Annotated in this window: 16 protein-coding genes and 1 pseudogene; 8 read left to right on the top strand and 9 right to left on the bottom strand. The window is 66.6% G+C overall.

The annotated features are described in order from the left end of the window. Nucleotides 1-18 precede the first annotated feature (18 nt). The 7 genes from ACT54L_RS09870 (at nt 19) to pnp (ending at nt 10,574) form a co-directional block, all read left to right on the top strand. Nucleotides 19-735 (top strand): RNA-binding protein, encoded by a 717-nt coding sequence (locus ACT54L_RS09870; RefSeq protein WP_476085407.1) that lies wholly within the window; start codon nt 19-21, stop codon nt 733-735. Then, nucleotides 732-3,965: a translation initiation factor IF-2 gene (infB, locus tag ACT54L_RS09865; RefSeq protein ID WP_476085406.1), complete on the top strand. Its 3,234-nt coding sequence runs from the start codon at nt 732-734 to the stop codon at nt 3,963-3,965. The genes ACT54L_RS09870 and infB overlap by 4 nt, the downstream gene beginning before the upstream one ends. Nucleotides 3,966-4,160: 195 nt before the next feature. Further along, a complete protein-coding gene (gene rbfA, locus ACT54L_RS09860; protein WP_476085405.1) occupies nt 4,161-4,577 on the top strand; it encodes a 30S ribosome-binding factor RbfA in 417 nt (138 codons plus the stop codon). 68 nt (nt 4,578-4,645) lie between these two features. Next, complete coding sequence (gene truB, locus ACT54L_RS09855) at nt 4,646-5,686, top strand: tRNA pseudouridine(55) synthase TruB (RefSeq protein WP_476085766.1); 1,041 nt, start codon at nt 4,646-4,648, stop codon at nt 5,684-5,686. A gap of 253 nt (nt 5,687-5,939) precedes the next feature. Next, a complete protein-coding gene (locus tag ACT54L_RS09850) occupies nt 5,940-7,547 on the top strand; it encodes an ABC transporter substrate-binding protein (RefSeq protein WP_476085765.1) in 1,608 nt (535 codons plus the stop codon). Between the two features lie 269 nt (nt 7,548-7,816). After that, the gene (rpsO, locus tag ACT54L_RS09845; RefSeq protein ID WP_209104276.1) at nt 7,817-8,086 is read left to right on the top strand and encodes a 30S ribosomal protein S15; all 270 of its coding nucleotides are present in this window, start codon (nt 7,817-7,819) and stop codon (nt 8,084-8,086) included. A gap of 304 nt (nt 8,087-8,390) precedes the next feature. After that, a complete protein-coding gene (pnp, locus tag ACT54L_RS09840; RefSeq protein WP_476085404.1) occupies nt 8,391-10,574 on the top strand; it encodes a polyribonucleotide nucleotidyltransferase in 2,184 nt (727 codons plus the stop codon). 70 nt (nt 10,575-10,644) lie between these two features. Here pnp and ACT54L_RS09835 read toward each other — a convergent pair whose 3' ends face one another. The 7 genes and pseudogenes from ACT54L_RS09835 to fabA form a co-directional block, all read right to left on the bottom strand. Then, a complete protein-coding gene (locus tag ACT54L_RS09835; protein WP_476085403.1) occupies nt 10,645-12,657 on the bottom strand; it encodes a methyl-accepting chemotaxis protein in 2,013 nt (670 codons plus the stop codon). Between the two features lie 99 nt (nt 12,658-12,756). Continuing rightward, nucleotides 12,757-13,705, bottom strand: a pseudogene (locus ACT54L_RS09830) (IS630 family transposase). Nucleotides 13,706-13,794: 89 nt separating this feature from the next. Then, on the bottom strand, nt 13,795-14,562 hold the full coding sequence (locus tag ACT54L_RS09825; protein ID WP_476085402.1) for a bestrophin-like domain: 768 nt from the start codon (nt 14,560-14,562) through the stop codon (nt 13,795-13,797). Between the two features lie 122 nt (nt 14,563-14,684). Further along, nucleotides 14,685-15,461, bottom strand: a complete 777-nt coding sequence (locus tag ACT54L_RS09820; protein WP_476085401.1) for a bestrophin-like domain — start codon at nt 15,459-15,461, stop codon at nt 14,685-14,687. 207 nt (nt 15,462-15,668) lie between these two features. After that, the gene (gene fabI, locus ACT54L_RS09815) at nt 15,669-16,517 is read right to left on the bottom strand and encodes an enoyl-ACP reductase FabI (RefSeq protein WP_476085400.1); all 849 of its coding nucleotides are present in this window, start codon (nt 16,515-16,517) and stop codon (nt 15,669-15,671) included. Between the two features lie 136 nt (nt 16,518-16,653). Further along, nucleotides 16,654-17,871 carry a beta-ketoacyl-ACP synthase I gene (fabB, locus tag ACT54L_RS09810; RefSeq protein ID WP_476085399.1) on the bottom strand — a complete coding sequence of 406 codons (1,218 nt, stop codon included), beginning with the start codon at nt 17,869-17,871 and terminating at the stop codon, nt 16,654-16,656. A gap of 55 nt (nt 17,872-17,926) precedes the next feature. Further along, on the bottom strand, nt 17,927-18,460 hold the full coding sequence (gene fabA / locus ACT54L_RS09805; protein WP_476085398.1) for a 3-hydroxyacyl-[acyl-carrier-protein] dehydratase FabA: 534 nt from the start codon (nt 18,458-18,460) through the stop codon (nt 17,927-17,929). 297 nt (nt 18,461-18,757) lie between these two features. Here fabA and mscL point away from each other — a divergent pair, with 297 nt between their 5' ends. Next, nucleotides 18,758-19,174, top strand: a complete 417-nt coding sequence (gene mscL, locus ACT54L_RS09800; RefSeq protein ID WP_476085397.1) for a large conductance mechanosensitive channel protein MscL — start codon at nt 18,758-18,760, stop codon at nt 19,172-19,174. A 24-nt stretch (nt 19,175-19,198) separates the two neighbouring features. Here the strand turns inward: mscL and ACT54L_RS09795 are convergent, their stop codons facing one another. Continuing rightward, a complete protein-coding gene (locus ACT54L_RS09795; RefSeq protein WP_476085396.1) occupies nt 19,199-20,269 on the bottom strand; it encodes a quinone-dependent dihydroorotate dehydrogenase in 1,071 nt (356 codons plus the stop codon). Nucleotides 20,270-20,279: 10 nt separating this feature from the next. Beyond that, nucleotides 20,280-20,978, bottom strand: a complete 699-nt coding sequence (locus ACT54L_RS09790; protein WP_476085395.1) for an orotate phosphoribosyltransferase — start codon at nt 20,976-20,978, stop codon at nt 20,280-20,282. Between the last annotated feature and the right edge of the window lie 129 nt (nt 20,979-21,107).

The following is a 21,107-nucleotide window of genomic DNA, read 5'->3' as shown; positions in this document are numbered from 1 at the left end:
AAAAGGAGATGACCCGGCGTGCTTGCGATCATGGACGAGGAAGAGACCGATGGGGGGCCGCGCGGGCTGAAGTCCGCGCGCGCGCCGCTGGCGCGTCTGTGCCTCGCCACGCGCGAGGTCACGCCGGTGGCGGACATGGTCCGCTTTGTGGTGGCGCCGGACGGCGCCATCGTGCCCGACCTTTCCCGTGAGCTGCCCGGCCGCGGCGCCTGGGTCACGGCCACACGCGAAGCGCTTGCCACCGCGTTGAAGCGCCGCGCCTTCGGGCGCGCGTTCCGCGGCAAGGGCCAGGCCGGCCCCGACTTGGCCGATCTCGTGGAAGCGCGCCTGCTCGCCGACACCCGCGCGGCGCTATCCCTGGCCAACAAGGCGGGGCGCGTGGTTACCGGAAATATGAAAGTGGAATCTGCCCTCGCCGGCGAGCCCGTGAGTGTGCTTGTGCACGCTGCGGATGCCGCTGCGGACGGGGTGCGCAAGCTCGACGGCTCTGTCCGTCGCAGAATGGCTGCCGGCATGGGCGCGGTGGCGATCGTGAACTGCCTCTCCGGCCTTGAATTGGACTTGGCGCTGGGGCGGTCAAATGTGGTACACGCTGCGCTGCTCGCGCATCCGACGACCGCGGGATTTCTTACGCGGTGCCGTAAGCTCGAGCGTTGGCGGTCCGCCCCACCCGCCAGCGCGTCAGAACGGCTTGCCTCGCCGGACGAACGGATGCCAGGAACGGATACGGAATGAACGATACTAAGACCCCCGGCGACAAGACCCTTCACCCCACCCCCGGCAAGACCTTGACCTTGAAGCGTCCGGTGGAGCAGGGAACGGTCCGTCAGAGCTTCAGCCACGGCCGATCCAAGGCGGTTGTGGTCGAGAAGGTGAAGCGCCGGACATTTGCGCCTGGCGAGGCTGCGCCCACCGCTGCGCCCGCCCCGACCCCTGCCCCGGCTCCCGCACCGGCGGCGGCACGCCCTGCCGTGCCTGCGGCCCCGGTCGCCCCCACGGCTCCCCGTCCCGCCGCACCCGCCCCGGCCGCGACCCCGGTGGCAACCCGCCCGCCGGAAGCAGCGCCCGCTCCGGTCGCGCCGGCGGCCCCTGTTGCAGAACCGGCCGCACCGGCGGCCCCCGCTCCCGTGATCGCCAAGGCTCCGGTCGAGGCTCCGGCACCGGCCGCCCCCGAGGCGCCGGTCGCCCCGCCCGCGCCGAAGGTGGAGGCCCCCGCACCGGCGAAGCCGGAGGCCGAGGCCCCCGCCGCGCCGGCGCCCGCTCCCGCTGCCCCGCCGCCGCCCGCACCTGCAGCGGCCAAGCCGGCGCCAGCGCCTCAGCCGCCCGCCTCCTCTCCGCCCCGCGCCGCCGCGCCGACCTCAGCATCGTCCCGTCCGATGGATAATCGCACCACATCCTCGGGCGCGGCGTCGCGCCCCACTGGCTCCTCGTCTTCCGGTCCGGCGCGCAATGCCCCCGGCGGCGGCCAGCGTTCCGGCGCCGGCCAGGGCCAGCAGCGGCCCGGGCAGGGCAATAACCGCCCTGGACAGGGCGGCCCCAATGCCGATCGCCGTTCCGGCGGCCCCGGCGGTGCGGGCGGCCGTCCCGGCAACCAGCGTCCCGGCGGCTCCGGCGTGGTGCTGCGCACCCTGACCGAGGAAGAGCGCAACGCCCGCGCCAATGCCCTTGCCGACGCCCGCGTTCGCGCGGTCGAAGAGCAGCGCATGGCGGAGGAGCGGCGCGTCGCCGAGGAGGAAGCCCGCCGTCGCGCCGAGCGCGAGCGGGCTGAGCGCGCCGAGCGCGAGGCCGCCGAAGCGCGCAAGCGTGAAGAAGAAAGCCGCCGCGCCCTCGAAGACGAGAGCAAGCGCAAGGCCGAGCAGGAAGCGCGCAAGCGCTTCGGCGAGGAGCAGGGTGCCGCCCGCGGCGCCTCTTCTGCCGCCCCCGCCGCAGCCCGCCCGCTCACGCCCCGTCCGGCAGCCACCACCACCCCGACGGAAGGTGGCGAGGATGAAGAGCGTCGTCCCGCCCGCCGTGGCGCGACCCCGCCCCGTCCCGTCGCCCCGGTCAAGCTCCCCAAGAGCCCCGGCAGCGAGAAGAGCCGCGGTCGCCTGACCCTCACCAACGCCCTGTCCAGCGAGGAGGAGCGCCAGCGTTCCGTCGCCTCGTTCCGTCGGCGCACTCAGCGCATGACCGGCCACCGGGCGATGGAGAGCAAGGAAAAGATCACCCGCGAGGTGATCCTGCCGGAGACCATCACCATCCAGGAACTGGCCAACCGCATGTCCGAGCGTGCGGTGGACGTGATCCGCATGCTGATGAAGCAGGGCCAGATGGTGAAGATCACCGACGTGATCGACGCCGACACGGCCGAGCTGATCGCCGAGGACCTGGGCCACACCGTGCGCCGCGTGTCCGAATCGGATGTGGAAGAAGGCCTGTTCGACGTGGCCGACGCGCCGGAAAAGCTGCAGCCGCGGCCGCCGGTGGTCACCATTATGGGCCATGTCGACCACGGCAAGACCTCGCTGCTGGACGCCATCCGCAAGGCCAACGTGGTTTCCGGCGAAGCCGGCGGCATCACCCAGCATATCGGTGCCTACCAGGTGACCTCGCCGCTCGGCGGCAAGATCACCTTCATCGACACCCCCGGCCACGCGGCCTTCACCGCCATGCGCGCCCGCGGCGCCAAGGTGACGGACATCGTGGTGCTGGTGGTGGCGGCCGATGACGGCGTGATGCCCCAGACCATCGAGGCCATCAATCATGCGCGCGCCGCCAAGGTGCCGCTGATCGTCGCGATCAACAAGATCGACAAGCCCGATGCCAAGCCCGAGCGCGTGCGCTCCGAGCTGCTCCAGTATGAGGTGCAGGTGGAAAGCATGGGCGGCGAGACCCTCGAAGTGGAGGTCTCCGCCACCAAGCAGATCAACTTGGACAAGCTGCTGGAAGCCATCTCCCTGCAGAGCGAGATCCTCAACCTGACGGCCAATCCCGACCGCGCCGCGGAAGGCACCGTCATTGAGGCCAAGCTCGACCGGGGCCGCGGCCCCGTGGCCACCGTGCTGATCCAGCGCGGCACCATGCATATCGGCGACATCGTCGTGGCGGGTGCCGAGTGGGGCCGCGTGCGTGCCCTCATCACCGATGTCGGCGCCAACACCGATGCGGCCGGCCCGTCCTTCCCCGTGGAAGTGCTGGGCTTCAACGGCACGCCGGAGGCCGGTGACCGTCTGGCGGTGGTAGAGAACGAAGCCCGCGCCCGCGAGATCACCGACTATCGCCAGCGCCAGAAGCGCGAGAAGGCGGCGGCCCGGTCCGCCACCGTCCGCGGTTCGCTGGAGCAGATGATGAGCCAGGTGCGGTCTTCGGGCCGCAAGGAATTCCCGCTCATCATCAAGGGCGACGTGCAGGGCTCGGTGGAAGCCATCATCGGCGCGCTAGAGAAGGTCGGCAACGACGAAGTCCAGGCCCGGGTGATCCATTCCGGCGCTGGCGGCATCAATGAGAGCGACGTGACGCTGGCGGAGACCTCCGGCGCGTCCATCATCGCCTTCAACGTGCGCGCCAACAAGGAGGCTCGCGAAGCGGCCGAGCGGGCGGGCATCGAGATCCGCTACTACAACATCATCTACGACCTGGTGGATGACGTGAAGCAGGCCATGAGCGGCCTGCTGGCCCCCATCAACCGCGAGACCATGCTGGGCAACGCGCTCATCAAGGAAATCTTCGCGGTTTCCAAGGTCGGCAAGGTGGCGGGTTGCACCGTCACCGACGGCATCGTGGAGCGTGGCCAGCATGTCCGCCTCATTCGCGACAACGTGGTGATCCACGAGGGCAAGCTGTCGACCCTGAACCGCTACAAGGACGCTGTGAACACCGTCCATGCGGGCCAGGATTGCGGCATGTCCTTCGAGAATTACCAGGACATGCGCGCTGGCGACGTGATCGAGTGCTACCGCGTGGAAGTGGTGCGCCGCTCGCTCTGAGCCGCCGCATCATCGCCTCCGCGGAGGCGATGGAGATGGCGCGGGGCCCAGGCCCCGCCGCTTTCCCGAACCGACATCCCTCACCCCGGGTCCGCGCGGCCCGGCGGTGAGGGCGTTTTTTGAGATGCGGCGGTCCGATTCCGCCCCGTCTCGCGTGAGGAGCGACGGGCGCGACGCGCCGTCGAATGAAGGACCATGAGACAACAGAACAAGACCGGCGCCGGCCCGAGCCAGCGCATGCTGCGCGTGGGCGAACTGGTGCGCCACGCCCTGGCCGACGTGCTCTCGCGCGGCGACCATATCGACCCCGTCCTCTCCGGGCACATCATCACCGTGCCCGAAGTGCGCATGTCGCCCGACCTGAAGATCGCCACCTGCTTTGTCATGCCGCTGGGCGGCAAGGACATCGCCCCGGTGCTGAAGGCCTTGAGCGACAACGCCCGCTTCCTGCGCACCGAACTGGCGCGCCGGGTGGAGCTGAAGTCGGTGCCTGAGCTGCGCTTCCGAAAGGACACCTCGTTCGACGAGGGCGCGCGCATCGACGCCTTGCTGCGTTCCCCTGACGTGGCCCGAGACCTTGAGACCGATGGCGAGAACGAAACGGATCAATGATGCCCATCGTGGATGACAGCTCCCTGAAGCAAGACGCCCGTCCCGACGCCGGCCCCGAAGCGGCGGTCCTGGCTCCCGCCACAGCGCCCTCTTCGGACTATGACCGGCCGCGGTACAAGCGCGCCGGCGAGCCCCCGCGCCGGCCGCAGCGGGACCCCAACAAGCCGCGCGAGCCCAAGCGGGACATTGATGGCTGGGTGCTGCTGGACAAGCCCATCGGCATGACATCCACCCAGGCAGTCACCGTGGTGAAGCGCCTGTTCGGCGCCAAGAAGGCCGGTCATGCGGGCACGCTCGACCCGTTGGCGTCCGGCTGCCTGCCCATCGCCTTCGGCGAGGCCACCAAGACCGTTCCCTATGTGATGGACGGCCGCAAGACCTACCGCTTCACGGTCAGTTTCGGCATCGAGATGGACACGGACGACGCGGAAGGCTCGCCCGTTGCCACTTCCGACGTGCGCCCGGCCGATGCCGAGATCGAGGCCGCGCTCGCCCAGTTCCGCGGCGAGATCATGCAGGTGCCGCCGGTCTATTCGGCGCTGAAGATCCAGGGCGAACGGGCCTATGATCTCGCCCGCGAAGGCGAGACCGTGGTGCTGGAGGCCCGCCCCGTGGTCATCCACCGCCTGGACATCGTATCCCGTCCGGACCCCGACCATGTCGTGATCGAGGCCGAGTGCGGCAAGGGGACCTATGTGCGTTCCATCGCCCGCGACCTCGGCCGGGCGCTCGGCACCTGCGGCCACGTGTCCACGCTGCGCCGCACCGCCGTCGGCCCGTTCCTGGAGGAGGACCTCGTCCCCCTCGACGAATTGCGCGACCGCGCCGACGCGGGCATGGCCGCACTGTCGGAAGCCATGGCCGATGTGGGCTGCGCCCTGGAGGAACTCCCGGAAATCGCCGTCACTCCCTCGGACGCCCATCGCATGCGCTGTGGCCAGAACGTAATCCTGCGTGGCCGCGACGCCCCCATCTATGAGGGGCATGTGGCGGTGTCCTGCCAGGGCTCGCTGATCGCCATCGGCGACATGGCCGGCGGAGAGGTGCGGCCCCATCGTGTATTCAATTGGGCCAAGGCGGCGCCGAAGCCCATCCGCCGCACGGCATGACAAGCCTTGCCCGCCCCATCGCGGACGGGTGAGAGAAAAGCCAATGGATGAAAGAAGGCCGCCGGATTGTTCAGTCCGGCGGCCTTTTCCGTGTCCACCGCCCCCTCGTAGCGGAGACGGCCCCCCAGTTCGGTCGGGCAGGCGCGCGCACAGGGGGTGTATACAAAAACGTGACCGATCTGCCGAATTGCATGCGCAATACGGCATGCAACTTGCGAAGCACGGGCTTTCCGCAACCCTGGAAAGCTGGTCCATGCGCTTCGGATTGTCCTTTTTATCCTCTGCTCTTGTCTCGCTGGCCCTTGCGGCCGGCGCTCCCCTGGCCGCCAAGGCCGAGAATGTCGTGCGCTATGGCATCTCCATGGCCGACATCCCACAGACCACAGGTCAGCCTGATAGAGGGGCAGGTGCCTATCAATTCACCGGCTACACCCTTTATGATCCGCTGGTGGCCTGGGAAATGAATGTGGCCGACCGGCCCGGCAAGCTGGTGCCGGGCCTGGCCACCGAATGGAAGGTGGATCCCGCCGACCAGAAGAAATGGATCTTCACCCTGCGCAAGGGCGTCAAGTTCCATGATGGGTCGGACTTCACTGCCGATGCGGTGATCTGGAACCTCGACAAGGTCCTGGACGAGAAATCCCCCCAGTTCGACAAGCGCCAGTCCGCGCAGGTGAAGACCCGCCTGCCCTCCGTCGCCTCCTATCGCAAGGTGGACGACTATACGGTGGAGATCACCACCAAGGACGTGGACAGCTTCTTCCCCTACCAGATGCTCTGGTTCCTGGTCTCCAGCCCGGCGCAATACGAGAAGCTCGGCAAGGACTGGGACAAGTTCGCCGCCAGTCCGTCCGGCACCGGCCCGTTCAAGATGGACAAGCTGGTCCCGCGCGAACGCCTGGAACTGGTGCGGAACCCCGATTACTGGGACAAGAACCGCCTGCCGAAGGCGGACCGGATGATCCTCATCCCCATCCCCGAGGCGGTCACCCGCACCAATGCCTTGCTCGCCGGCCAGGTGGATCTGATCGAGACCCCCGCCCCCGACGCCGTGCCGCAGCTGAAGGCGGCGGGCATCAAGATCGTCGACAATGTCACGCCGCACGTGTGGAACTATCACCTCTCGGTCCTGCCCGGCTCGCCCTGGACCGACGTGCGCCTGCGCAAGGCGCTGAACCTGGCGGTCGACCGCGACGGCATCGTCGCCCTCATGAACGGCCTCGCCAAGCCCGCCAAGGGCCAGGTGGACCCGCAGAGCCCCTGGTTCGGCAAGCCCACCTTCGACCTGAAGTATGATCCGGCCGAAGCGGCGCGCCTGGTGAAGGAAGCCGGCTACTCCAAGGAGAAGCCGGTCAAGGCCACCTTCATCATCGCCACCGGCGGCACGGGCCAGATGCTGTCTTTGCCCATGAACGAATATATCCAGGCCTCCTTCAAGGAGATCGGCGTGGACGTGGAGTTCAAGGTGGTGGAGCTGGAGGCGCTCTACACCCATTGGCGCAAGGGCGCGAAGGACCCGATGAACGCGGGCATCACCGCCAACAACATCGCCTATGTGACCTCCGACCCCCTCTATGCGCTCATCCGCTTCTTCGATTCCCGGCAGGTGGCGCCGGTGGGGGTGAACTGGGGCTTCTATTCCAACCCCAAGGTGGATGCGCTCATCGACGAGGCCAAGCGCACGTTCGACGTGGCCAAGCAGGATGAGCTGATGGCCAAGGTGCATGAGCAGGTGGTGGATGATGCCGCCCTGGTCTGGGTGGTGCATGACACCAACCCCCACGCATTGTCGCCCAAGGTGAAGGACTTCGTGCAAGCCCAGCACTGGTTCCAGGACCTGACCACCATCGGCATGAAGTGAGGCTGGCGGTGCCCTCCGGGGCGCCGCACGTCTTGCGAACAAAGTGCGCCGGCGGGCCGCCGGCCGGTCCGCCGGACTTTGCACTGGCCCGCCAAGGGATTCCGTGTATATAGTGCCGCCGCGCTGCCGAAAGGGAGCGCAACCCTTCCGTTCGACCTGGACCGCGCTGGACGACATCCCGGCCCGGCCCGTCGACGGATTGGCAATCCCGGTTCCGCCCGCGATGGCGCTCGCGATTGCCGCTCTTCTCCAACGAAAAGGAACATCCGATGTCGATCACTGCCGAGCGCAAGCAGGCGCTCATCAAGGACTATGGGGCCAAGGACGGCGACACCGGTTCGCCCGAGGTGCAGGTTGCGATCCTCTCCGAGCGCATCTCCAACCTGACCGAGCACTTCAAGTCCCATAACAAGGACAACCACTCCCGTCGCGGCCTGCTGAAGCTGGTCTCCCAGCGTCGCAGCCTCCTCGATTATCTGAAGCGCAAGGACGAAGGTCGCTACAAGTCGCTGATCGAGCGGCTCGGCCTGCGTCGCTGACAGGGCTCCCGGCCCTTCGGGCGTCGGCGTGATGGCCGGCCCGAAGGGTCAAGGGTCCCAAGGGCGCGTCCCGGTGCGGTGGGCTCCATCGCATGGGATCGCGCCCAAGCGCGCCGCATGACGCGGCGACGCATCGTGGCGGACATGGGGTCCGCCGCGCGCCCGCGAAGTCTAGGGAAAGTCATGGCAGGATCGCCGGACGCTACCGTCGTGCATCGCCCCAAACCGGGGACGATGAACGGGCGGCGCGTCCGGCCGTCTTGCACATGGCTCTCCCGCTTCGCGCAATAGAGAGAGACATTCCATGTTCGACATCCATCGCGAGGAACTGGACTGGGGCGGCCGCACGCTGATCCTGGAGACGGGCAAGATGGCCCGGCAGGCTGACGGTGCGGTGCTCGCCAGCTACGGCGACACCACCGTTCTCGCCACCGTGGTTTCCGCCCGGGAGGCCAAGCCCGGTCAGGATTTCTTTCCCCTGACCGTGAACTATCAGGAAAAGACCTACGCGGCCGGCCGCATCCCCGGCGGCTACTTCAAGCGCGAGGGCCGTCCCTCCGAGAAGGAGACCCTGGTCTCCCGTCTCATCGATCGCCCCATCCGCCCCCTGTTCGCCGACGGCTACAAGAACGAGACCCAGGTGGTGGTCACCGTTCTCGCCCATGACCTCGAGAACGACCCCGATGTCGTCGCCATGGTCGCCGCTTCCGCCGCCCTGACGCTCTCCGGCGTGCCCTTCATGGGCCCCATCGGCGGCGCCCGCGTCGGCTTCATCGGCGATGAATATGTGCTCAACCCCACCCTGGAAGAGGTGAAGGAAAGCGCCCTCGACCTGGTGGTCGCCGGCACCTCCGACGCCGTGCTCATGGTGGAGTCCGAGGCCAAGGAACTGCCCGAGGAGATCATGCTCGGCGCGGTCATGTTCGGCCACCGCCACTTCCAGCCGGTGATCGAGGCCATCATCCGCCTCGCCGAGAAGGCTGCCAAGGAACCCCGCGCGTTCGAGCCCGAGGATCATTCCGCCCTCGAAGCCAAGATCCGCGAGATCGCCGAGGCGGACCTGCGCGCCGCCTACAAGATCGTGCAGAAGCAGGCCCGCTATGAGGCCGTCGGTCAGGCCAAGGCCAAGGTGAAGAAGTATTTCGAAGGCCTCGCCGTCGAGGGCCAGCAGGCCCCCGCCCCGCAGGTCCTGTCCGAAGTGCTGAAGGGCCTCGAAGCCAAGATCGTGCGCTGGAACATCCTCGACGAGGGCGTGCGCATCGACGGCCGTGACGTGCGCACCGTGCGTCCCATCGTCTCCGAAGTGGGCATCCTGCCCCGGGCCCACGGCTCGGCGCTGTTCACCCGCGGCGAGACCCAGGCCCTGGTGGTCGCGACCCTCGGCACCGGCGAGGACGAGCAGTTCATCGACAGCCTGGAGGGCACCTACAAGGAGCACTTCCTGCTGCACTACAACTTCCCGCCCTTCTCCGTGGGCGAGACCGGCCGCATGGGCTCTCCCGGCCGCCGCGAGATCGGCCACGGCAAGCTGGCCTGGCGCGCCATCCACCCCATGCTGCCCGCCAAGCATGAGTTCCCCTACACCCTGCGCGTGGTCTCGGAGATCCTGGAGTCCAACGGCTCCTCCTCCATGGCCACCGTCTGCGGCACCTCGCTGGCGCTGATGGATGCGGGCGTTCCCCTGCGCCGTCCCGTGGCCGGCATCGCCATGGGCCTGATCCTGGAAGGCGAGAAGTTCGCCGTTCTCTCGGACATCCTGGGCGACGAGGATCACCTGGGCGACATGGACTTCAAGGTGGCTGGCACCGAGAAGGGCGTGACCTCGCTCCAGATGGACATCAAGATCGCCGGCATCACCGAGGAGATCATGAAGGTCGCCCTCGGCCAGGCGAAGGACGGCCGCGCGCACATCCTGAACGAGATGTCCAAGGCCCTGACCTCCGCCCGTGCAGAACTGGGCGAGCACGCTCCCCGCATCGAAGTGATGCAGATCCCCGTGGACAAGATCCGCGAAGTGATCGGCTCCGGCGGCAAGGTGATCCGCGAGATCGTCGAGAAGACCGGCGCCAAGATCAACATCGAGGACGACGGCACGATCAAGATCGCCTCCGCCGCCGCGGAAAGCATCAAGGCCGCCATCAACTGGATCAAGTCCATCGCTTCCGAGCCGGAAGTGGGCCAGATCTATGACGGCACGGTCGTGAAGGTGGTGGACTTCGGCGCCTTCGTGAACTTCTTCGGTTCCAAGGACGGCCTGGTGCACATCTCGCAGCTCGCCAAGGAGCGCGTCGCCAAGACCACCGACGTGGTCAAGGAAGGCGACAAGGTCAAGGTGAAGCTGATGGGCTTCGACGAGCGCGGCAAGACCCGCCTGTCCATGAAGGTGGTCGACCAGACCACCGGCGAGGACCTCGAGGCCAAGGAAAAGGCCGAGCGGGACGCCGCCAAGGACGCTGCGGCCAAGGACGAGGCTGGCGCCGCCGAGTGAGGCTTTCGCCCCCAGAAACGAGAAGGGCGGCCCCAGGGCCGCCCTTTTTCTTTGGGCTTTGTCGCCTCGGTCAGGCCGCCCGCACGGTCTGCACGAAGTCGCGCACCTGACGGCGCAGACGCTCGGCTTGCTGGGACAGATCCCGCGACGAGATCAGCACCTGCTGGGCAGCGGCTGAAGAAGCGTGGGCCGCCCGTTCCACAGCGGCAATGCTGGCGGTCACCTCGGTGGTGCCGTTGGCCGCGCTCTGGATGCTGCGGGCCACCTCGCCCGTGGTGGCATTCTGCTCCTCCATGGCGGCGGCGATGGCGGCGGCGGCGGCGCGCAATTCGGTGATGGTCTGGCTGAAGCCGGAGATGGACACCACCACGTCGCCCGTGGAGTCCTGGATGCCGGTGATCCGCGACGCAATGTCGGCGGTCGCCTTCGCTGTCTGCCCGGCGAGGTCCTTCACTTCCTGCGCCACGACCGCAAAGCCACGCCCGGCCTCACCGGCCCGCGCGGATTCGATGGTGGCGTTCAGCGCCAGCAAATTGGTCTGCCCGGCGATGGTGTCAATCAGGCTCACGATGGTGCCGATCTGGTCGGCGGAGACGCGCAGGCCGTTGATCTGGCCATTGGTGGTCTCCACCTCGGTCACCGCCTGCTCGGTCATCTGCGAGGAATGCTGGAGGCGGTCGCCGATCTCCCGGGCGGAAGTGGACAGTTCCTCGATGGCCGCCGCCACGGATTGCACATTGGTGGTGGCGAGCTGGGCCGCAGCGGCGACGGTCGCGGCTTCGCTTGAGGCTTCGTCGGCGGTTGCGTTGAGGCTCTCCGCCGCTTCCTGCAGCTCGGTGGCGGCGCTGGCAACCAGATCCACCACCGCGCCCACCGCCGCCTCGAAGGACTGGGCCAGGGCGTTCATTTCGTCCTTGCGTCGCGCCCGGGCCGCCTCTTCTTCCTGGCGTCGTTCGTCGCGCTGGCGCTCCGACTCCACCAGGCTGTCGCGGAAATAGGTGAGCGCACGGGCCTGATCGCCGATCTCGTCCTGCCGGGCGCCATGAGGAATGGCCGCGTCCAGGTTCCCGGACGAGACCTGCTCCATGGCACCGGCCACATGGCCCAACGGCCGCGCCACGCCGATGATGGAATAGGCCCCGGCGGCGAGGGCGGCGAGGATGGCAATGATGGAAAGGGACAGGATCTGCGTCATGCCCTCGTCCAGCGCCTCATTGGCAGCCGCCTGTGCCTCGACTGCCTGTTCCTCGCTTTCATGGATCACGCCCGCCAGGAGCTTGGCGGCCTTTTGTGTTGCCGGCAGGAGTTGCTCCTGCACCAGCTTGTCTCGCGCCTGGATTTCGGCGAGGCCCTGGCGGATGGCATCCACATAATTGTCGAACAGCTTGCGAGCGGTATCCAGATCTGTCGACCGGCCGAGGGCATCCTCCAGGTCATTGAGGATCCGCCCGGCGCTGTCGTGCATGGCGGAGATCAGCACCAATTGCTTGCGGTCGTCCTCCAGGGTGAAGGTGGCGGCGGCGAGGCTGATATTGTCCAGCAACTGCTCCAACTGATGCGCCGCGCTCACGGCGTCCGCCTTGCCGGCAGCGGCGGCAGTGCTCGCCAGCATCGAGAAGGTGCCGCGTGCGCGCGATGCCAGGGCGATGCGGCTGTCGACGGCCTGAAGCTGGGTGGTCTGGGTCTCGCGGACGTCGGCAACGGCGCGGGAGATCTGGACCAGGCTGGCCTTGAGCGACCGGAACGTCTCCCGATCATCCTCATGGGTTTCCACCTCCAGAAGATGATTGAGCTGCCCTTGGGCGGTGGCCACGTCCACCTTCACCTTCCGCAGCAGATCGTCATTGTCCAGATTGGCGAAGGAAAGACGCATCTCTGCGGCGTTGAGGCGGATGGTGCTGAGCAGCAGGCCCACATTCTCCGCCTCCTTCAGGATTTCCGCCTGGAGACGGGAATCGTCGAGCGCCCCGTTGATGCGGGTAAGGGCGATCTGCCGGCTGACGATGACGCCGGCGGACATGAGCACCAGAAAGCCCGCGACCAATCCGAGCTTCAGCCCGATACCCAACCGCAAGCCGCGCATGTGAATGCTCCCGAAAAACCCAAGCGGGAGCAAGAAAGGCGAAGAGACTTGCCTGGACCTTGCGGGCGCGGGCGGCGCCCCGCCCCCGGCTAGAGCGCTTCATGTTTTTATTGAAGCGTATCCGGCGTTTGCGAGGTAGTTTGTGCATTCGCTGGGTTCGATAGTTGCGACGAGGTCGCCGATATGGCGCCAGGTGTCCGTGACGGTCCGCTTCTGGGCCTGGCGCATCCAGTGCTTGATCTTGGAGAAGGCCTGCTAGATCGGGTTGAGGTCCGGCGAATAGGGCGGCAGGAAGCGGAGCCTGGCGCCGGCCTCAGTGATGAGCCTGCGCACCGCCGCTCCCTTGTGACTGCCGAGATTGTCCATGATGACGATGTCGCCCGGCTTCAGCGTGGGCACGAGTTCCTGCTCCACGTAGGCGCAAAAACACGCGGCGTTGATGGGGCCGTCGAAGACGCAGGGCGCGGTGAGAGCATCGGCGCGCAGGGCTCCGAGGAAGGTCAGGGTCTTCCAATGGCCGTGCGGCGCGAAGCCCTTCAGGCGTTTGCCCTTTGGCCCCCAGCCGTGGAGCGGGGCCATGTTGGTCTTGATCCAGGTCTCGTCGATGAACACCAGTCGGTTTGGATCGAGCCTCTTCTGCCGGAAGCGCCAGTGCTGACGACGGCGAGCGATGTCGGCGCGCGCCTGCTCAAGGGCGAACATCGTTTTTTTTGAAGCGCAGCCCCTCGCGGCGCAGGAAGCGCCAGATTGCATCGTGGGAGACGGCGATCCCGCGTCCCGCCAATTCCGCCTTCAGGCCATGCAGCGTCAGATGCGGGCTCTCAACCAGCCGCTCGACGATGAAGGCGCGGTGCGGCTCCAGCACATATTTGCGATGGCCGCCCATCCGGCCCGGCGCCACCGAGCCGGTCGCGCGATGGCGCTGCGCCCACTTCACCACCGAGGACACCGCCACCCCGAACCGGGCCGCAACCACCCGCGTCGTCTCCCCAGCCACAACCGCCGCAACCACCCGCTCACGCAGATCATTGGAGAGAGGTCGGATCATCTGATGCTGGCCTCCGCCCAGCCAGCACCTTGAATCACAACCCCGCGCCAAAGGGAATCCAACCCGATTCAATCATCAGCGGAAATGCTCTAGGCGCAGTGATAGGCCTTCACCAGCTCCAGCACCCGAATCAGCGGTTGGGGCGTCACGACGACGAGGCCATCAAAGGGGCCGGACATCTCCATGATGATGAAGAGCGCGCAGGAGATGGACATGGAGCAGAGCATGAGCGCGCCCACCACCACCGCGTTGGACGGGGCGAAAAGCCCGAAGCTGATGAAGATGAGGGTGAGCCAGATGATTAGAACGAGAAGGAACACGTTCGGGATATTGGTCATGGCGTCTTGGCTGATGGTCCAGCGGCTGGCCAGCAGACTCTGGAGGCGATCCATCACCGCCGCCCGGATGGCGCGCTGGTCGTCATTCTGGGGCTTCCAGGCGCGGACAGCGGCGTCAATTTCGGTCAGGACCTGCCCGGTGGCCACCCCGGGGGTGCCGCCGTCGTCGAGGCCCGACCACGCCTCATCAATCACGCCCTGCGTATACTGGCGCAGGAGATCACGCGCGGCACACGCCTCCGGCCCGTAATGGCGCATGGCCGTATCCGCGGACAGGATATTCAGCGCATAGGTATGCACATCCTTGTCGGTGGTATCGAAATTCCCCTTCACCGAGGCCGTCATGAGGCCGAGGATGAGGGACGACATGGCGGCGATCATGCCAACGCCCAGCTTCACCGTGTCCTGCGTCTCCTTGGAGACGTGATGCTCCGGCAGCATCCGGGCAATGAACATGGCCCCGAGCGTTCCGAGGGACATGCAAAAGAAGGCAATGAGCGAGATCTGCCAGGGCTCCATGCCCGACCCTTTCCCGTGAATTCCCAGCCCGCGCCCCTGGCCGGCCAGCTTTGTCCAAGTGATCGAGGTCCGCTCGCCCGAGCCGGCACCGTAGCCGCCAGCACGTCACCGGCGTGCGCGGCTCATTTCGGACAGGGATGAGCTTCCATATAGGTGATGACGTCGGTGATGGCGCTCGGCGACACCTGGATCGCCCCGTCGAAAGGACTGGCCATCTCCACAATCAGGAACAGGGCACCGGCAATGGAGATGGAGCAAAGGAACAGGGCGCCCATGACGACGGCATTGAGCGGCGCAAACAGCCCGAAGCTCGAAAAGATCAACGCCAGCCAGACGATGACCACGATGATGAAGGCCGTCGGGATCTGGGAGCTGGTGTCGCCGGACACCTTCCAACGCTCCGTCAGCACCGTCCGCAATTCACCTGAAATGGTCTCCTTCAGCCCCCTCAGGCTGTCCGTCGCCGGTTCCAGGGCGCGCACGGCGGCATCGAGCTGACCCAGTGTCTCGCGGGGTGACTGGGTGTTCCTGGGCCGCATGGTGGACGGTGCGTCCTGCCAGGTGTCCGTCAGGACAGCACGGGTATAGTCGTCGAGCAGGTCGCGGATCTTGCAGGCTTCTGGCCCGTAATGGCGAAGATCCACGTCGACGGAGAGGATGGACAGCGCATAGCTGCGCACATCCCCGGAGGTGGAGCTGAAAGACCCCTGAACCGAGGCCACCATGAGCCCGAGGATGAGGGAGGCCACGGCGGCAATCATGCCCACGCCGAGCTTCACCGTATCCTGGGTCGCCGGCGACAGATGATGGTCCGGCAGCCGCGAGGCAAGCGCAAGAGCACCGAGCGCGCCACCGAACATGCAGCCAAAGGAGAGAGCCGCAACGAGCCAGGAATTCATCGTGTGGGACTTATGTCATGTGGGGGAGGGCAATGCGCCCCTGCAAGGCGGGCAGCGGCACTTTAGTGAGGAGGTGTCGCGCCGGGCAACTTAAAACATGGCAATATGATGCCTGTCGCAACGGCACCGCACGTAGCGCCGGTCCTGCGGGATTCCCGCCGGGCCGGCCCATTCCCCCTTGCCGCCGTCCAACCGGAGGCGTGCGCCTTATTCCGCTGCGGTCGCGGGCACTTCGCTGGCGAGCTTGGCCTCTGCATCCTCTTGCGTCTTCAGGACGTCGGGATGGGGCATGGAAATGATGTTGTAGCCACTATCCACGAAGTGGACCTCGCCGGTCACGCCCGTGGATAGGTCCGAGAGGAGATAAAGGGCAGAGCCGCCCACTTCCTCGATGGTGACGGTGCGGCGCAAGGGGGCGTGACGCCGCTGATAGTTGAACATCAGCCGGGCATCCGCGATCCCCGCGCCCGCAAGCGTGCGCACAGGGCCGGCGGAAATGGCATTCACCCGAACACCGACCGGACCGTAGTCGGCTGCGAGGTACCGCACGGAGGCCTCAAGGGCCGCCTTGGCCACACCCATCACATTGTAATTGGGCATGACGCGCGTGGACCCGCCATAGGTCAGCGTGATCAGCGAACCGCCGTTCGGCATCAGCGCGGCCGCCCGCTTGGCCACCTCGGTGAAGGAAAAGCAGGAAATGACCATGGTGCGGGAGAAGTTTTCCCGCGTGGTGTCGGCGTAGCGACCCTTCAGCTCCGACTTGTCGGAGAAGGCAACCGCATGGACGAGGAAGTCGATGGTGCCCCATTCGTCCTTGAGCCGACTGAAGGCCTCATCCACGCTGGCAAGGTTTTCCACATCGCACGGCAGAATGAGGCTGGAGCCGAGGCTCTGGGCGAGCGGGCGGACCCGCTTGGCCATGCCTTCGCCCTGATAGGTGAAGGCCAGTTCCGCACCCTGACCCGACAGGGCCTTCGCGATCCCCCACGCGATGGAGTGGTCGTTGGCCACGCCCATCACCACGCCGCGCTTGCCCTTCATCAGGTCCCGCATCGCTGGCTATCCTTCGTCCGATACTGGCAGGGGCGATAGCAGACCTTGCCGGCCGATGCTACCCGCACGCATCTGCCGCGCTGCGCATTCTGCACAATCGCCCCGCGGGCCTTAACGATTTCACACCGATGACGGATCAGGCGTTGGGATGCTTGAGCACCAGGCACGCATTGGCCCCGCCAAAGCCGAAGCCATTGGACAGCACATGGCCGAGCGCCACATCGTCCATCCGCTCGCGCAGGATCGGCATGTCCGCAAACGCCGGATCGATCTCGTCGATATTGGCGCTCTTGGCGATGAAGCCGTTCTGCATCATCAGGATGGAATAGATGGCCTCGTGCACCCCGGTGGCGCCCTGGGAATGGCCGGTCAGCGACTTGGTGGCCGAGATGGGCGGTGCCTTGTCGCCGAACACGGCCCGGATCGCCTCGATCTCCTTGAGATCGCCGATGGGGGTCGAGGTGGCGTGGGGGTTGATATAGTCGATCGGCGCCTTCAGGTCGGCGATGGCCAGACGCATGGCCCGCTCCGCCCCCTCGCCGGACGGGGCCACCATGTCGGCGCCGTCAGAGGACACACCATAGCCGACGATCTCCGCATAGATGCGGGCGCCGCGCGCCTTGGCGAGTTCCAGATCCTCCAGCACCACCACGCCGGCGCCGCCGGAAATCACGAAGCCATCGCGATCCTTGTCATAGGCGCGGGAGGCAACCGCCGGACGGTCATTGTAATTGGAGGACATGGCGCCCATGCCGTCAAACAGGACGGACAGCGTCCAGTCCAGATCCTCACAGCCGCCGGCAAACATGCGGTCCTGCTTACCATAGGCGATCTGCTCATAGGCATTGCCGATGCAGATATTGGTGGTCGCGCAGGCGGCAGAGATGGAATAGCTCGGCCCCTTGATCTTGAACCAGGTGGACAGCGTCGCCGACGCCGTGGAGGCCATGGCCTTTGGCACAGCGAACGGACCCACGCGCTTGGGGCCCTTGGTGCGGGCGGTGTCTGCGGCCTCGACGATGGTGCGGGTGGACGAGCCGCCCGAGCCCATCACCATGCCGGTGCGCTCGTTGGACACTTCGTGAGCCTCAAGGCCCGCATCGCGGATGGCTTGGTCCATGGCCACATGGTTCCAGGCCGTGCCGCCGCCATGAAAGCGCATGGCGCGACGATCCACCACGTCCTCGGCATGGAGGCTGGGCGCGCCATGGACCTGCGACCGGAAGCCCAGATCGGCATAGTCCTTCGCAAAGGAGATCCCGCTCTTGGCCTCGCGCAGGCTGGCGAGCACCTCCTGCGTGGAGTTTCCGATGGACGAGACAATGCCCATCCCGGTAACGACGACGCGCCGCATGTCACTTCCTCAGGTGGAAAACCGCACCCTGCCCCGCAAAGATGGCGATGCCTTGTCAGCCGCCAATGGCCGCCGGCGCCGCATCCTGCTGGAACAGTCCGACTTTCAGATCCTTTGCCCGATAGATGATCTCGCCATCCGCAGAAAGCCAGCCATCGGCAATGCCGAGCACCAGCTTGGAGCGCATGACGCGCTTGAAATCCACGCCATAGACCACCTTCTGCATGCTCGGCAGAACCTGGCCAGAGAATTTCAGCTCGCCGAGCCCCAGCGCCCGGCCACGACCGGGAGAGCCCAGCCAGCCCAGGAAGAAGCCGACCATCTGCCAGAGGGCGTCAAGCCCGAGGCAGCCAGGCATCACCGGGTCGCCCTTGAAGTGGCAGGGGAAGAACCAGAGGTCGGGCTTCACCGCCAGTTCGGCGCGCACGAAGCCCTTGCCGAATTCACCGCCGGTCTCGGAAATCTCCGAGATGCGATCGAACATGAGCATGGGAGGCAGCGGCAGCTGGGCGTTGCCGGGGCCGAAAAGCTCGCCACGCCCGCAGGCGAGGAGGTCTTCATACTCGAAACTGGTCTGCCGGTCCGCCATTCTCGCTGGTATCGCCATGCTGCCCACGAAGGGATGATTCCTTGCGGCTCAAAGCGCGGCGCGATCAGATCGCCACCGGCACCCCTCGCCGACCGGCGCACTCCCTAACATAGGCGCCGCCGCGCTCAAAGTCATGAAAGCGTCACGCCCGCTCTTTGGCGCGCCAAAAAATACCGCTTTGCAGTTCCCGCGCCGGGAGAGGCGACAATTCGCACGCAACAGGTCAAGCTGAGGCTGGCACCGGAGCGGGGCGTGTGCGTTGTCGCCGGGGAACACCGGCACTGGGAAAGGAGAGCCATGCTCAAGCAATTCCGCGAATTCGCCATGAAGGGCAACGTGGTGGACCTGGCGGTCGGCGTCATTATCGGCGCCGCCTTCGGCAATATCGTGAGCTCACTCGTCGCCGACATTTTCATGCCGATCATCGGCGCGATCACGGGCGGCCTGGACTTCACCAACTACTTCATCCCGCTCGCATCCAACGTCACGGCGGACAATCTGGAGGAAGCCCGCCGGCAGGGGGCGGTCGTGGCCTACGGCCGCTTCATCACGCTGGCCATCAACTTCCTGATCGTGGCCTTCATCCTCTTCTTCATCGTCCGGGCCATGAATGCGCTGAAGAAGGAGGAGGCCGCCAAGCCCTCCGCCGCCCCCACGCGCTCCGAGGTGCTCCTGGAGGAGATCCGCGACCTTTTGGCGAAGCGCCAGGGGTAAGGACCAGACGCCAGGCCAAAGGCGTCAGCGCAGGTCCGCGCCGACGGCCTGCGCGAGGGAGGTGAAGCCGTCCGCCTTCAGGCGGGCGGCGAGATCGCGCTTGATGCGGCCCACCAGCGCAGGCCCCTGAAACACCAGGGCCGAATAAAGCTGCACCAGGCTCGCGCCGGCGCGGATCTTGGCATAGGCGTCGGCCCCGGAGGCGATGCCGCCACAGCCGATGAGGGGCACGCGCCCCTCCACCAAGCGGGCGAAGGCGGCGAGGCGCTCCGTCGACAGGCTCATGAGCGGCCGGCCCGACAGGCCACCGGTTTCGCCCTTATGGGCGCTCTTCAGGCTCGCCGGCCGGGACAAAGTGGTGTTGCCGATGATGACGCCATCCACCTTCTCCTCCAGCACCACCTCGGCAATGTCGGCGAGGGCCGCATCATCGAGATCGGGGGCGATCTTCACAAGAAGCGGGGGGCGCCTTGTCGGCTCCACAATGGTCTCGTCCCGCGCATTGCGGGCGGTGCCGATGACCGCAGCCATCTCGCTGCGGGCCTGCAGCGCCCGCAGCCCGGGCGTGTTGGGCGACGACAGGTTGCAGACCAGATAGTCGGCAAGGCCGCAGGTGGCGCGGATGCCGGCGTCATAGTCATCCGCCGCGTTCGCGGTTTCCTTGTTCTTGCCGAGGTTGGCCCCGACGATCCCGCTTGCCCCCGCGGCGCGGCGCTTGCGCAGCCGCTCCACGAAGGGGCCGAGCCCCTCCGAATTGAAGCCGAAGCGGTTGATGACCGCCTCGTCTTCGTCCAGACGGAAGAGGCGCGGCTTGGGATTTCCGGGCTGCGGGCGCGGCGTGACCGACCCCGCCTCCACATAGCCAAATCCCAGCCCCAGCACCTCGTCCACCACCTCGGCATGTTTGTCGAAGCCGGCGGCGAGCCCCACCGGATTGGGGAAATCCATCCCCCACAGGCGGGAGGCGAGCACAGGATCGTCCGGCGCAGACCGCACCGGGCGCAGGCCCGCCGCGAGGGCCCGCACCGTCAATCCATGGGCCGTTTCCGGCGAGACGAGGGGAAGGAAGGGGCGGGCGAGGCCGTAAAGATCCATGGCGTGGCTATCACTCGCTGGCGTTGGAAGCCCCACCATGGGCCTTGGACCAGCCATGCGGGTCGTGCAGGAAGGATTCGATTTCGGCGATCTGCTGGGGCGGGAAGCGATCCATCTTCTTCACCGCGGCCAGGATGTCCCACCAGGTGCACAGGCGATGAAGCGACAGGCCCGCATCATCGAGAATGCTCTGCGCCTCGGCGAAGATGTCGTAATAGAAGAACACGAAGCAGTGGCCGCACTCGCCGCCCGCATTGCGCAGGGCCTGGACGAAATTCACCTTGCTGCGACCATCGGTGGTGAGATCCTCCACCAGCAGGACGCGCTTGCCCGGCTCCAGGAAGCCCTCGATCTGCGCGTTGCGGCCAAAGCCCTTGGGCTTCTTGCGCACATACTGCATGGGCAGCATCATGCGGTCGGCGATCCAGGCCGCGAACGGGATGCCCGCCGTTTCGCCGCCGGCCACCGTGTCCACCTGCTCGAAGCCGATGTCGCGATAGATTGTGGAGACGCCGAAATCCACCAGCGTCTGACGCACGCGCGGGAAGGAGATGAGCCGGCGGCAATCGATATAGACAGGGCTCGCCCAGCCGGATGTGAAGATGAAGGGCTCGCCCGTCGAGAAGCCCACCGCCCCCACCTCGATAATCATCTTCGCGGTGAGTTCCGCGATGGTGGCCTTGTCCGCAAAAGCTGTGACACTGGTCATGGGCGGTTTCCCCTCGTTCGACCCCGATCGGTTGGGCATATATCAGAGGCCGCGCGCGGCGCCACGGGAAATGGCCCCACCCGCTGGAGCATGGGGTCTTCCACGGGCATGGCAGTTCTGCGCAAAAGG

The organism is Aquabacter sp. DMC10 (genome assembly GCF_056314145.1).
This window is presented reverse-complemented; position numbering and strand designations above follow the sequence as displayed.